This is a genomic window from Actinoplanes regularis, from assembly GCF_900188005.1.
Taxonomy (GTDB): domain Bacteria; phylum Actinomycetota; class Actinomycetes; order Mycobacteriales; family Micromonosporaceae; genus Actinoplanes; species Actinoplanes regularis.
This window is the reverse complement of the sequence record NZ_FZNR01000012.1, coordinates 84,588-97,928: the sequence shown is the minus strand read 5'-3', so window position 1 is coordinate 97,928 and position 13,341 is coordinate 84,588. Positions and strand designations below refer to the sequence as shown.

The 13,341-nt window shown below is 70.0% G+C and carries 12 protein-coding genes; 7 read left to right on the top strand and 5 right to left on the bottom strand.

Features of this window, described 5'->3' with window-relative positions; translation table 11 throughout:
• The first annotated feature begins 74 nt into the window (after positions 1-74).
• Both CHC09_RS27875 and CHC09_RS27870 read left to right on the top strand, forming a co-directional pair.
• Positions 75-1,859, top strand: a complete 1,785-nt coding sequence (locus CHC09_RS27875; RefSeq protein WP_089296183.1) for an HSP90 family protein — start codon at positions 75-77, stop codon at positions 1,857-1,859.
• Complete coding sequence (locus CHC09_RS27870; protein ID WP_089296182.1) at positions 1,856-3,853, top strand: RNA polymerase sigma factor; 1,998 nt, start codon at positions 1,856-1,858, stop codon at positions 3,851-3,853. Before CHC09_RS27875 ends, CHC09_RS27870 begins: the two co-directional genes overlap by 4 nt.
• An 88-nt stretch (positions 3,854-3,941) precedes the next feature.
• Here CHC09_RS27870 and CHC09_RS27865 read toward each other — a convergent pair whose 3' ends face one another.
• Both CHC09_RS27865 and CHC09_RS27860 read right to left on the bottom strand, forming a co-directional pair.
• Positions 3,942-5,708 carry a flavin-containing monooxygenase gene (locus CHC09_RS27865; RefSeq protein WP_089296181.1) on the bottom strand — a complete coding sequence of 589 codons (1,767 nt, stop codon included), beginning with the start codon at positions 5,706-5,708 and terminating at the stop codon, positions 3,942-3,944.
• Positions 5,709-5,831: 123 nt separating this feature from the next.
• Positions 5,832-6,461, bottom strand: coding sequence for a TetR/AcrR family transcriptional regulator (locus CHC09_RS27860; protein WP_089296180.1), 630 nt, complete (start codon positions 6,459-6,461; stop codon positions 5,832-5,834).
• Between the two features lie 497 nt (positions 6,462-6,958).
• Between CHC09_RS27860 and CHC09_RS45455 the strand changes: the two genes are divergently transcribed.
• Both CHC09_RS45455 and CHC09_RS27855 read left to right on the top strand, forming a co-directional pair.
• Entirely contained in the window at positions 6,959-7,354 is a 396-nt protein-coding gene (locus CHC09_RS45455; RefSeq protein ID WP_143232605.1) for a hypothetical protein, read from the top strand.
• Positions 7,355-8,600: 1,246 nt separating this feature from the next.
• Complete coding sequence (locus CHC09_RS27855) at positions 8,601-8,789, top strand: DUF397 domain-containing protein (protein ID WP_089296179.1); 189 nt, start codon at positions 8,601-8,603, stop codon at positions 8,787-8,789.
• Here the strand turns inward: CHC09_RS27855 and CHC09_RS27850 are convergent.
• Together CHC09_RS27850 and CHC09_RS27845 are read right to left on the bottom strand one after the other, a co-directional pair.
• Positions 8,735-9,526: a DUF6082 family protein gene (locus tag CHC09_RS27850; protein WP_143232603.1), complete on the bottom strand. Its 792-nt coding sequence runs from the start codon at positions 9,524-9,526 to the stop codon at positions 8,735-8,737. The genes CHC09_RS27855 and CHC09_RS27850 overlap by 55 nt on opposite strands.
• Before the next feature lie 34 nt (positions 9,527-9,560).
• The gene (locus CHC09_RS27845; protein ID WP_179277313.1) at positions 9,561-10,022 is read right to left on the bottom strand and encodes a hypothetical protein; all 462 of its coding nucleotides are present in this window, start codon (positions 10,020-10,022) and stop codon (positions 9,561-9,563) included.
• Between the two features lie 151 nt (positions 10,023-10,173).
• Between CHC09_RS27845 and CHC09_RS27840 the strand changes: the two genes are divergently transcribed.
• Genes CHC09_RS27840 through CHC09_RS27830 form a run of 3 tightly spaced genes read left to right on the top strand, consistent with a single transcriptional unit; the run spans position 10,174 to position 12,593 of the window.
• Positions 10,174-10,755, top strand: coding sequence for an IS607 family transposase (locus CHC09_RS27840; protein ID WP_089296177.1), 582 nt, complete (start codon positions 10,174-10,176; stop codon positions 10,753-10,755).
• Positions 10,752-12,131: an IS607 family element RNA-guided endonuclease TnpB gene (tnpB, locus tag CHC09_RS27835; protein ID WP_089296176.1), complete on the top strand. Its 1,380-nt coding sequence runs from the start codon at positions 10,752-10,754 to the stop codon at positions 12,129-12,131. The genes CHC09_RS27840 and tnpB overlap by 4 nt, the downstream gene beginning before the upstream one ends.
• Before the next feature lie 12 nt (positions 12,132-12,143).
• Entirely contained in the window at positions 12,144-12,593 is a 450-nt protein-coding gene (locus tag CHC09_RS27830; RefSeq protein ID WP_089296175.1) for a MerR family transcriptional regulator, read from the top strand.
• Here CHC09_RS27830 and CHC09_RS27825 read toward each other — a convergent pair.
• Positions 12,590-13,330 (bottom strand): enoyl-CoA hydratase/isomerase family protein, encoded by a 741-nt coding sequence (locus CHC09_RS27825; RefSeq protein ID WP_179277312.1) that lies wholly within the window; start codon positions 13,328-13,330, stop codon positions 12,590-12,592. The genes CHC09_RS27830 and CHC09_RS27825 overlap by 4 nt on opposite strands.
• Between the last annotated feature and the right edge of the window lie 11 nt (positions 13,331-13,341).

Below are 13,341 nucleotides of genomic sequence, written 5' to 3'. Positions count from 1 at the left end.
CGCTACGGCGGACCACTGCATCGGCGGCCGGAAATGGGGCTGCTTGGACGATCTTCGATCGATAGCATGCCGCCGTGAGTCACACCTTCCGGGTCGACCTGCGTGGCGTCGTCGATCTGCTCAGCCACCACCTCTATGCGACACCCCGCGTCTACGTGCGGGAACTGCTGCAGAACGCCGTCGACGCGATCACCGCGCGGCGGCTGTCCGAGCCGCGCGCCGACGGCGGCATCCGGTTCGAGCCGGCCGAGCGGACCGGCGATCGGACCCTGCGGATCCACGACACCGGCATCGGCCTGACCGAGAACCAGGTCCACGAGCTGCTCGCGACGATCGGGCGCAGCTCGAAGCGGGACGATCTCGGGTTCGCCCGGCACGAGTTCCTCGGCCAGTTCGGCATCGGGCTGCTCTCCTGCTTCATGGTCGCCGACGAGATCCGGGTGGTGACCCGCTGCGGCGACCACCCGACGGTGCTCTGGACCGGGCACAGCGACGGCCGGTACACGGTCGTGCTGCCGGGCGAGCAGCGGGCGGAGCCGGGCACCACCGTCACGCTGGTGCCGCGGCCCGGTGAGGAGCACTGGCTGACCGAGCGGACCGTCCGGGAACTGGCCGGCCTGTACGGGTCGATGCTGCCGTTCACCGTCCGGGTCGGCGACGCCACGGTCACCACCGCCCTGCCGCCGTGGGAGAAGGCACCGGGGGAGACCTCGGCCGCCCGGTGGGCGCGGCTGTCCGCGTACGCCCAGGAGGCGTTCGGGTTCGTCCCGTTCGACGTGATCGACCTGGCGGCGCCGGAGGGCGGCGTACGCGGTGTCGCCTTCGTCCTGCCGGCCCCGGCCAACCCGGCCGTGCGGGTCGCGCACCGGGTCTACCTCAAGCAGATGCTGCTCTCCGAGGGCATCGAGGGGCTGCTGCCGTCCTGGGCGTTCTTCGTCCGGTGCGTCGTCGACACCACCGAGCTGCGGCCGACCGCCAGCCGCGAGGCGCTCTACGACGACAGCCTGCTCGAGGAGGTCCGCCAGAGCCTCGGCGGCAACCTGCGCGGCTGGCTGGCCCGGCTCGGCGCCGGTGACCCGCGCCGGCTGCGCGACTTCCTCGCCATCCACCACCTGGGCGTCAAGGCCTTGGCGGTGCACGACGACGAGATGCTGCGCCTGGTCCATCAGTGGTGGCCGTACGAGACGAACGTCGGCCAGCTCACGCTCGCCGAGTTCGCCGACCGGTACGGCGTCGTCCGCTACACCGCGTCGGCCGACGAGTTCCGGCAGATGTCGACGGTCGCCGCAGCCCAGCGCATCCCGCTGATCAACGCCGGATACGTCTACGACGACCAGTTGCTGCCCCGCCTGCCGGACGCGGTCGACGACGTGGCGGTCGAGGTGCTCAACCCCGCCGACCTGACGATGCGGCTCGACCACCTCGACCCGGCCGGTGAGGCGGAGGTCCGCCCGTTCCGCGCGCTCGCCCAGCGGGTCCTGGAACGCCACGGCGTCGAGGTCGTGGTCCGCTCGTTCGATCCGGCCAGCCTGCCCGCGCTGTACCTGCTGGACGGCGATACCGCGCTGCAGGGCGACCTGCGCCGCGCCCGCGACGACTCCGACGACCTGTGGGCGTCGCTGTACGACGCGTTCACCAGCGGCCCCGAACAGCGCCCGCAGCTGGTGTTCAACCACCGCAACCCGCTCGCCCGGCAGGCGATGAGCACCGGCGACGAGGAGCTCGCCGCGCTCGCCGTCGAGGGCCTGTTCACGCAGGCGCTGCTGCTGGCCCGCCAGCCGCTCACCCCGGCGGCGACCGCCGCCTTCAACCAGTCCTTCCTGGGACTGCTCACCCGCGCGATGGGACAGCAGAAGTGACTTCGCTCGAGCAGATGTTGCAGGACGCCTACCGGCAGGGCTCCGACCAGGCCCGGTACGCGGCGCTGGACGCGGTGTTCCGGCACGCCGACGCGGCCGGGGAGACGGCGTTCGGGTTCCGGGCGCGGATGAACGCGATCAGCGAGTTCCACCACCACGGCGAGTACGCCCGGTCCTTCATGGCCTTCCACTGGTGCCTGACCACGTTCGACCGGCAGCCCGAGGTGACCAGCCGGCACGACGAGCACAGCCTGCTCTGGCGGTTCAAGTGGATCGTCTGGCAGATGCCGCAGTTCTCCGCAGTCCCGCTGGACCGGGCGATCGGCCTGCTCGACGACATGGAACGCCGCTACCGGGCGGGCAACCACAGCCTGCACGCGGTCTACCAGTACCGGGGCGCGGTCGCCGCGCACCTGGGTGACCTGGACGCGGCCGGCCGCTGGTTCGGCGAGATGCTGACCGCCCGCCGCGACGGTCTCTCCGACTGCGCCGCCTGCGTGCCGACCAGCCACGTCGAGTACCTGACGGTCCTCGGCGAGTTCGAGGAGGCCGTGCGGGTCGGCAGCCCCTACGCGTCGGGCGGCTGCACCGAGCAGCCGCAGCAGATGCTCAGCCAGCTGCTGCTGCCGTACCTGCGGACCGGCCGTACCGCCGAGGCGGTCGCCGCGCACCGCAAGGCGTACGCGCTGATCCGAGCGAACCGGCACTACCTGGAGCTGATCGGCCTGCATCTGCAGTTCTGCGCGCTGACCGGCAACCAGGAGCACGGTCTGCCCATTCTGGAGCGGCACCTGCCGTGGCTGGACCGGCCCGCCTCGACGTTCGCCGCGCTGGAGTTCGCCTCGGCCGGGGCGCTGCTGCTGCGCAGGCTGATCGATACCGGTCACGGCGACGTGCCGGTGCGGCGGCGCACCGACAGCGGTGACCGGCGGTGGACGAGCACGGCCGCCGAGACGTACGACGAGCTGGCCGCTCGGGCCCGCTCGCTGGCGGCCGAGTTCGACCGGCGCAACGGCAACACGTACCAGAGCGGCCGGATCGAGCAGCGGCTGAGCGCCGGCCCGATCGTGGCGAAGCTGCCGCTGACCGTGCTGAGCGGGCGCCCGATCGCCGCGAAGGCCGCCGTCGGCGACCTGGTCGGCGAGGTCGCGGTGCGGACCGCGGCCGGTGACGCCGCCGGCGCCGCGCGGTTGCGGCTGGAGGTGGCGTACGCGCTGCGCAACGCCGGCCAGTGGGACGACGCGACGGAGACGGCCGAGGAGGCGCAGCGCAGTCTCGCCCTGGCCGGCCTGACCGCCGAGTCGACGGTCGCCCGGTTTCTGCTGGTCGAGCTGTACGGCCGGTCCTGGGGGCAGCGCGACACGGCGTACGCGATGATCACCGACCTGCTCGCCGAACCGGACCTGCCGGCCGGACTTCCGTCCCGGGCCGGCCTGCTGGAGCGGGCGGCAGCGCTGACCCACGACGGCCCGCGGGCGTTCGAGCACATGCTGGCGGCGGCCGCCCTGCACCGCGAGGCCGGAGACGCGGCCGGGGAGGCGAACGCTCTGCTCGGCTCGCTGCGCCGCGTCCACCAGGTGCCGCAGGAGTGGGCGCGGCTGGTGGCGCGGCTCGATGAGCTGATCGCCGCCGGGGCGCTGCGCGATGGGGAACTGGTCGACGCGCAGCACCGGCTGTGCTGGCTGGAGACCCGCGCCGGGCGGCCCGAGGCGGCCCTCGAGCGAGCCCGGGCCTGGGGTGAGCAGCCGCGGTTGCGGCTGATCGAAGCCGGACTGCTGCAGCGCCTCGACCGCCATGTCGAGGCCGAGGAGGCGGCCCGGCGGCTGGCCACCGAGCCGGAGACCCGGGACAGCGCGGCGCTGCTCGTCGCCAGGAGTTTGCTGGCCCGCGACCGCCGGGCGGAGGCCGAGGCGTGGCTCGCCGACTTCGGCCTGGAGCTCGATGATCTCGACTACTACGACGACGACCTCGACGATCTCGACGACGAGGACTGACCCGGTCCACCGGTGGCGGCCGGCCGGGAGGAACCGGCCGGCCCGCAGCGGGCGGGTGGTGATGCGGGTGCCGCCGAGCCTGGACCGCTCAGCCCTCGTGCAGCACCTCGTCCATGCCGCCCGAGGAGCGCCAGTGGCGCAGCAGGTCGTGGAAGACCGTCGGACCCGGGCCGAACGAGTTGTTGACCGGGCGCGGCTTGCCCTCGCCGTTGTAGTACCCGGGAGTGCACTCGCTCTGGAAGTCGAAGTTGTTCGGCGCGGTCTCCCGGATCGTGGCGACCCACCGCTCCTCCGCCTCGGCGGTCGGCTCGATCCAGCGGGCGTCGCGCCGGGCGGCCTCGGCGACCACGGCCCCGATGTGGGTGGCCTGCTCCTGCAGCACGTGCGTGAAGTTCACCGCCGCGGCGTTCTGCAGCGAGCCGAGGTGGAACAGGTTCGGGAAGCCGTGGCTGTAGAAGCCGTGCAGCGTACGCGGGCCGTTGCGCCAGTACCCGAGCAGCGGCATGCCGTCGCGGCCGTGGACCGGGAGCGTCCCGGAGACCACGCCGGAGATGCCGACCTCGAAGCCGGTCGCGAAGATGATGCAGTCGACCTCGTACTCCTGCTCGCCGACCACGATCGCGTTCTCGGTGAGCGCGGTGATCCCGCCGAAGTCGGCGGTGTCGACCAGCGTGACGTTCGGGCGGTTGAACGTCTGCAGGTAGAAGTCGCTGAACGTGGGCCGCTTGCACATGTACCGGTACCACGGCTTGAGGATCTCCGCGGTGGCCGGGTCCTCGACGATCTCGTCGACCCGAGCCCGGATCTCGTCCATCTTGCGGAAGTCGGCGAGCTCGTCGAGGTAGTCGCGCTCCTCGTCGGGGATCGTGGTGTCCAGGGTGCCGGTGAGGATCTGCCGCTGCAGCTTGGCGGTGCTGGTCCAGCCGTCGTCGATCAGGTCCTGCGCGACGTGACCGCCGGTGACCAGGGTAAGGAAGTTCTCCATCCGCTCGTGCTGCCAGCCCGGCTTCAGGGTCGCCGCCCACGCCGGGTCGATCGGCCGGTTGCCGCGGACGTCGACCGACGACGGGGTGCGCTGGAAGACGTACAGGTGCTCGACCTCGGGGGCGATCGAGGGGACGACCTGGACGCCGGTGGCGCCGGTGCCGACCACGGCCACCCGCTTGCCGGTCAGGTCGTACCCGTGATCCCAGCGGCTGGTGTGGAAGGTGTGCCCGGCGAACTTCTCGATCCCCGGGATGCCGGGCAGCTTCGGCTGGGTGAGGGTGCCGGAGCCGATCACGACGTAGCGGGCGCGGAACTCGTCGCCGCGGTCGGTCTTCACCGTCCACTCGGCGGCCTCGTCGTCCCAGCGCAGCTCGATGACCCGGGTGTGGAACATCGTGTCGGCGTACAGGTCGAACTGCTTGGCGATCGCGACGGCGTGCTGGCGGATCTCCTCGCCGGGCGCGTACCGCCACTTCGGGACGTAGCCGACCTCTTCCAGCAACGGCATGTAGACGGTCGCCTCGATGTCGCAGTGGACGCCGGGGTAGCGGTTCCAGTACCAGGTGCCGCCGAAGTCGCCGGCCTCGTCGATCATCCGGATGTCGCGCAGCCCGGCCTGCCGCAGCCGCGCCCCGGTCAGCAGCCCGCCGAACCCGGCCCCGATCACCGCCGCCTCGACCCGGTCGTGGACCGGTGCCCGCTCGGTCCACTCGGTGTACGGGTCCTTGGCGTAGTAGCCGAACTCGCCGGCCGCCCGCCGGTACTGGCCGGCTCCCTCCGGGCGGATACGACGGTCACGCTCCGCTTGATACCTGGCGCGCAGGGCTCCGAGCTCGTCGGGCCGGTAGCGGTGAGGGGATGCGGGCATGGGGGAGCCTTTCGCGGGTCTGTCCGGTACGGAGAGCCAACCCAAGCCCTCCTTTTAAAGCAATTGCTTGATCTAAACTGTGATCCAGGCCACTGTGGACAATAGCGAAGCGCCTACCGTCCGTCAGCCCTCGCTGACGGGAGCGCGATAAAGGCCCTCGATCGCGTCGATCAGGACCGTCGTGGTGGCCGCCCATCGCGGGTCGGCGGCCCGCTCCCGCTGCGCGCAGAAATGCACTATCAACGTGTGAGCCATGTCGTCGCGTTCCCACTGCACCGCGGCCGGCAGATCAGGCAGGCACCGGTGCAGCTCGGTGGTGACGGTGAACAGCGTGGAGGTGTCGCCGAGCTCGGTGACGGCCAGCTCGCGTAGCTGCGGCTCGGTCATCACCTGGGCGGCGAAGCGGGCATACCAGGTCGGCGTGCCCAGCGCCGCCAGATGATCGGTGAACGGCCGCACCACGCAGGTGACCCAGTCCCGCAACTCGAGGCTCCCGGCATGCCGGTCGAGCAACTCGGCGCGGATCGCGTCCATCCCCTCGGCATGCCACCGGATGATCGCCCGGACCAGGTCGGACTTGGTGCCGAAGTGGTAGTTGACCGCGGCGTTGTTGCCCTGGTCGGCGGCCTCGCTGATCTGCCGGTTCGAGACGGAGAAGACGCCGTGCTCGGCGAAGAGCCGCTCCGCCGTCTGGACGATCCGCCGGCGGGTGTGCTCCGCCTGCTCCTGGCGCCCCCGCCGAGTCCTCGCCATGCCGCCGACATCCGTTCCTGGTGGCCGTTTCCGGACAGCCGAGGATCCTACCGTGAGCTGAGGGATGTCAGGTACCACTGCAGTCGGCGGTAGAGCCTGCCTGGTGGGAAGGCCGAGGACGGCGTCATGCCTGGGGCTCAAAGCCATATCGGCCGGTAGTTCGGGTGAGGTCGTCGCGCCAGCTTGGTTGCCATCGTGGACGAAGGAAGCCTGACCTCGACACCAGTGTCCATCTTCGTATGTCTTGAGATGCTATGTGCTACATTGCTGGTGCCGCGCGTGAGGTTCTGGCGTTCACGCGTGTGCATACCTTTTGGCTTCGCAATCTGCGTGGCCAACGAGGCCTGACCTGATGGTCAGGCCTCGTTGTGTTTTAGGGGCTGTCTTTGAGATCTTATGAATGGAAGGATATAAGCCCGTGGAGATCAAATTTCCATCAGTTTGTCAACAAGCAGTTGAGTGATTCCATGCCGCCTGGCTGTGATCATCAACGATTCGTGCGGGCAGCTGTCGAGAAGTATAAGCCGCCGGAGAAAGCGGGAGACCGGAAAAGTCAGTTTTTTGCGCGAGTCGCCTTTGCCAAGGAGTCGGTGGCGCCCTGTTGGCGGGCGGCGTATGCCGCCTCTACCGGAGGAGATCCGCTCAGCTGCGCCTGCCCGATCCCTGGGCCGCGCCCGGCGATCGACGTTCTGTCGGAATTATCCAAACGGCTGCCGCCGAAGTGCCGCCCCCGCTGTCTGGGGGCTCTTAACAAACTTTCCGTCGAGCATCGATGGGTGTACCTGTTGCATCGGCTGATGGGTTTCAAGGCCGGATTGACTGTCAAGATCATGAATATTTCCAGGGTGGATTTCGATTCTTGGCTCGCCGAGGCAATAGAGGCGGTTGAGTGACCGATGCTCGCCAACCGGAAGAAAGGCGCCGTCAGATGATTTCGCTGCCTCGAGGGCATGAGCCTGCCGACGGCACCGTTACCCCCGGAGGCTCGGAGGAACTCGACGTGCTGCGAAGAGCAGCGGGAATGGATGTTTATGGGATCGGCCGATGGCTGTGGGCCCGGGGGGAACGTGAGGTGGCCACCGACTGCCTGCGACTCGCCGCACGGTGTGAGGTTTCGGAGGCGGAGGCCGATGTCATCGTCCTGAAAGTCAGCGGTGGCAGTCGGATCGCGGACGGCGCTGGGTTCGCGCCAGACGAGAACGCGAGGGCGATCTCGGTGTCGTCCGGGCGGCGCCCACGAGTGAAGATGGCGGTGGCCGCCGCGATTTTCGCCGTCGGTGCGGCCGGCGTCGCCGTCGTGTCCAAGAACGGGACAACTCCGCCCGAACCCCAGGCTCAACAGGCCGCCATGCCGGGCTCGAGCCAGGTGCAGCCGGGGCCCGTGGTGTCCGGACGGTTAGCCCTGGTTCTTCCCCCGACCTACGCGAGGTTCTCACGGGCGCCGTCGACCCATGGGCGGTCAACCGCCAGAGGCGGTGAGAAGGCCCCCGCACGTCTCGAATATCAGGTGGCCGTGGACGCGCGGCCGCACGAGGAGTTCGTCGTCTCGCTGCAGTCCGACCCGGACGGTGACGCGTGTCGATGGAATCTGGTCCGGCACGCCTCGGGGGCGCCTCCGGAGGCAGCCGAGGTCAAGTTGAACCGCGGCGAGCAGCGACAGGTCAAAATGGCCGCCACTGTGCCGGCGAACCTGAAGGTGTACGTAGAGCGGAGCGGTCGAAAGGACGGCTGTCCGGTGCTGGGCGGACGGTTCAGGCCCGGAACTCCGCTCCCGGCGTCGGCCGACGCGCCGTCCGCGGCTCCCGTCGCGCCGGAGCCGGCCCAGACGCCGGTCGGGGAACCGGGGCCACCCGCCGGCGACGTTCCTGGCGAACCCGATCATCCCACCGAGGCCACAGCCGTGCCGACGGCCACCGGAGCACCGATAGCGGCGCCTACGGCCGCACCTACGCCCACCGGCACTGTTACGCCGCCGATCCAGCCGGGCGGTGTCCCCTCGCCCTCGGCTGCCTGACTGCACAGTTCGTCTCGTCCATCGATCAGTCGAAGGGCGGTGCACGGAACATCACGTTCCGGCGCCGCCCTTTCGTGTTCTCCGGCAGCACGCATATTGCAAGACCCGAGTGAAAGAGAGAGTTCATGTCAGATCTCCGCTGGATTCGCAGCTCGCGATGCCCCGACGGCCATCACTGCGTGGAGGCTGCCCGCGTCGGCGATCGCGTTCTGCTACGCAACTCCACTCGCCCCGACGCGATCCTTGGAGTTCCACTGGATCAGTGGCGCCGGTTCGTCCTCGGGCTGGGCGATACCCTGCCCGAGGACGAGTAAGGGCGGAGCGCCGGGCGTCGACGGCCGCGGCTGATCACCACCGTGGCGGCCACGAGGACGAGCCCGGAGATCGTCAGTGCTGTGCCCCGAGCAGCTCGAGATGCTCGGGCCACGGGCATCGCCGGAGTGTCACCGGCCGCCACAGCAGCCTGGTACTCCGCGGTGACGATCTCCAGGAAGCGCCTACGTTGCGGCCGATTCCGGGTGCCGGTCCACGTTGCACCGATGCGTCCCCACCACCGGCGCGATATTTCACTTTGAAACAGGCGCGCGGCCAATCGACGCAGCTCGCCATCGTCGATCTCGCCGAGTTGCCAGATCGTCATCCAGTAGCTCATGTTGAGGTTGGCGTAGATCTCGTGACGCGCATATTCATTGGTAGCCATGTGGCTGTCAAACACCTCGAGCAGTTCCGGGTGGTCGATAGCGAGCTTCAGCAGTTCCAGGTGCTGCTGTCGGTCGAGGGCGGTCAGTTCTTGCCGGATCTGTCGCTGCTGGAAGAGCAGCGACGCGCCGACCCCGCTGAGCGCTAGCGCGGACAGTGCGGCCGAGACGCCACCGAGGGCATCGCCCACGTCGGCGAGCCTGCCCCACGGCAGCGTTGTCGCCGAAAGTGCTGCCAGCGGCAGGGTCGCCAGTAGCATCACGGCGGCGACCAGAAGCGTCCCGGTCACCCACATGCCCCATCGTGTACGTCGGAAGCCGGTCGGCTTCGCCGCATTCATCCAATCAGCCACGATTTCAGCATGCGCACTCAAGGCAACTGATCGACTACCGAGTGCTTTGGCGCGGGCGGTCGGCCGGTGTCGTACTCGTGGAGGCATCACTGGTTCTCAACCACGGCACAATCTGGACCAGGCCGAACGCCACCTCGACGACGAAGAACAGCCACAGCAGCCGGAAGGCGCCGTGGGCCAGGGCATAGGCCTGCCACATCGCGAACAGCGCGCGGGCGAGGCCGTCGGCCGCTCCGTGCACCGGCAGCGGCCTGGCGATGCGCAGCAGGGCCCAGACGGTGACGACCGAGCCCATCAGATTCGCGTACAGGATCTGGATCGGGTCGAGGGCGGGCAGGACACCGAGCCCGAGCGCGCCGCCCAGCGACGACAGCGCGCCGTGCAGCAGCGTGTACGTCCACGGCGTCGCGAACCCCACCGTGACGATGAGGTCGTACCAGGCGCTCGCGCGCACGACGCGCAGGTAGGCGGGGTGGGAAGGGGCGGAAGGACGCATCACGGCAACGCTCCAGGTGGTCTCCGGCGGTGACCGCCCGACGGTAGACATTGGAGTACGCTCCAAGGTCAAGCCCACGATCTGGTAGAGGGTTGCCAGCTGCTGGTACGCCGGTCGTCAATAGTGCTCATTAGTCTTCTATAGTGGCGGTGTGAATCTGAAGGAGTGGGCGGCGGCGACCGGCGTCTCGTACGCGACCGCGCGGCGGCGATACGAGTCCGGGACGCTGCCCGTTCCTGCGTACCGGCTCGGGCGTCTGATCATGGTCGGGGAGCCGTTGACGGGTGCGAGCCCGGATGCCGGGCAGGTCGTGGTGTACGCCCGGGTGTCGTCGGCCGGTCAGAAGCCGGACCTGGACCGGCAGGTCGCCCGGGTCACGGTGTGGGCCACCGGCCAGAAACTCGCCGTCGACCGGGTGGTCACGGAGGTCGGGTCGGCGTTCGACGGGCACTGTAAGAAGTTCCTTGCGCTGCTGCGGGACCCGGCCGTGACGACCATTGTGGTCGAGCGCCGGGACCGGTTCGCTCGCTTCGGCGCCGAGTACGTCGAGGCCGCGCTGAGCGCGCAGGGCCGGCGGCTGCTCGTGGTCGCCCCGGCCGAGGTCGACGACGACCTCGTGCGGGATGTGACCGAGATCCTGACGTCGCTCTGTGCCCGTCTCTACGGACGCCGAGCCGCTGCGAACCGCGTCCGCCGCGCCGTGGAGGCAGCCACCACGGACGACCCGGCGTGAAGACGATCCAGGCGTACCGGTACGCACTCGACCTCACCCCTGGCCAGGAACGCGACGTGTACGCGCACGCCGGGGCCGCCCGCGTCGCCCACAACTGGGCTCTTGCCAGGGTCAAGGCGGTCATGGACCAGCGCACCGCGGAACGCTCGTACGGCATCGCGGACGACCAGCTCACCGCGAGCATGTCGTGGACCTTGCCCGCCCTGCGCAAGGCGTGGAACGCCGTCAAGGCCGACGTCGCGCCGTGGTGGGGTGAAGTGTCCAAGGAGGCGTTCAGCACCGGCCTGGACGCGCTTGCCCGTGGGCTGAAGAACTGGGCAGACTCCCGCACCGGCAAACGCGCGGGCCGGCCGGTCGGCTTCCCGCGGTTCAAGTCCCGGCGCCGCACGACACCGTCGGTGCGGTTCACCACCGGCGCGATCCGCATCGAGCCGGACCGCATGCACATCGTTCTGCCCCGGCTGGGCCGGCTGAAGCTGCACGAGTCGGCCCGCAAACTCGCCCGCCGCGTCGAGGCCGACACCGCCCGGATCATGTCCGCCACGGTGCGCCGCGGCGGCGGCCGCTGGCACGTCGCGTTCACCGTCGAGGTCGAGCGTGCCGAATGCGTACCGGCCCGGCCCGCTTCGGTGGTCGGTGTGGACGTCGGCATTAAGCACCTCGCGGTCCTGTCGACCGGCGAGGTGGTCGACAACCCGCGCCACCTGGTGGCAGCGCAGGCAAGGCTGCGTTCGCTCGGCCGGGCGCTGGCACGCAAGACCGGACCCGATCGCAGGGCCGGCCGGCGGCCGTCGAAACGCTGGGACCGCGCGGCGGCCCGGCTCGGCCGCGCGCACACCCGTGTGGCGAACCTGCGCCGCGACGGCCTGCACAAACTCACCACCCGTCTCGCCGGGACGCACGCCACGGTCGTGGTTGAGGACCTCAACGTGATCGGTATGTTGGCAAACCGGCGCTTGGCGCGGCACATCGCCGACGCCGGATTTGCTGAGCTGCGCCGGCAACTGGCGTACAAGGCCGGATGGAACGGTGGCCGGCTGCTGATGGCCGACCGCTGGTACCCGTCCTCGAAAACCTGCTCAGGCTGCGGCGCGGTGAAAACCAAGCTCGCCCTGCACGAGCGTGAATACACCTGCGACGCGTGCGGCCTGGTCATCGACCGCGACCGCAACGCCTCACTCAACCTGGCCGCCCTCGCGGCCGAGTACGACACCGCCGGGAGTGGCCCGGTGGCTGCACGTGGAGCCGACCAGAAGACCCGCGCACGCGGGCAGGTGGCCGTGAAGCGTGAACCCGGCACGACAACCGTCGGTCAGACCGGGACCGTCCCACCGCAAGGTAGGACTACCGATCATGCACTCACTAGAGCGCACTGAACGGTAACGGTCATGCGAATCGGAGAGCTGGCCGCGGAAGCCGGGATGACCACGGATGCCATCCGGTTCTACGAGAAGGTCGGTCTCGTAGAGGGCCGGCGGCTGGCCAACGGCTATCGCGACTTCCCGCCCGAGACGGTGCCCTGGTTGCATTATGTCCGCACGGCCCAGACGCTCGGGTTCTCGCTGGCCGAGATCACCCGGCACCTCAAGGAACTGCGCGATGCGCCGGACTCCGCCGCGGCCCTGTCCGCGCTGTTCGCGGAGAAGATCCAGGTCATCGACGCCCGCATGGCCGAGCTCGCCGCCCTCCGAGCCGACCTGGACGCCCGGGTGGACACCGGATGCCCGCTGCGGGCGGCCGCCGAGCCGGTTGGCCACCGCGCCAGGAGCCAGGCGCGTCTTTCCGCCGTATCGCAAGCTGCCCAGCCCACCGCCACCGGCCGGCGACCGGCTTTCTAACGTGAGCCGAGGGAGGTCAGGTAGCGCTGCAGGGTGCCGTCCTCGGCGGCGCGTAACCAGAGCTGCAGCACCCGGGGATCGGCGGCCGGGCGCTGCCGATCCGGCACCCGCAACTGCTCCTTGGTGAGCCGGAATACCTCCGGTGTGGTCGTCGCGGCCAGACCCTGAGCCCGCTCCACCGCGGTCGCCACCAGGGTGTCCGGGGGCGACAGTTCGTCGACCCGGCCGTCGGCGAGGGCGGCGGGCGGGTCCAGGGTGTCGCCGGCGAAGACCGCGCGGCGGGCCGGTGGTGCGCCGTACGCGTGGGTGAGGATCTCCAGCGCGGTCGCCGGGAACGGCACGCCGACGGGCAGTTCCGTGACGCCGATCGTGCCGGTGCCGGTTGCCATGATCCGGTGGTCGCAGGCGGCGGCGAGGATCGCGCCGCCCGCGATGGCGTGGCCGTTGAGTGCGGCCACCACCGGTTTGCCGAGGGTGAAGACGGCGAGGAACGCCGCGTCCAGGGCGGGCAGGAACGCGTGCACGTAGCCGGCGCCGCCGTCGATGATCCGCCGGAGGTCGACGCCGGCGGAGAAGGCCCGCCCGGTGCCGGTGAGCACCACGGCCCGGGACGGGCCCGCGTCCAGTTCGGTGAAGGTCGCGGTGATCCGCTCGAGCAGTTCGAGGTCGAGGGCGTTGACCTTGCCGTGGTCCAGCCGGACCACGGTGACGCCGTCGAACTCTTCGAGGTGGATCACGCGCGCCTCCG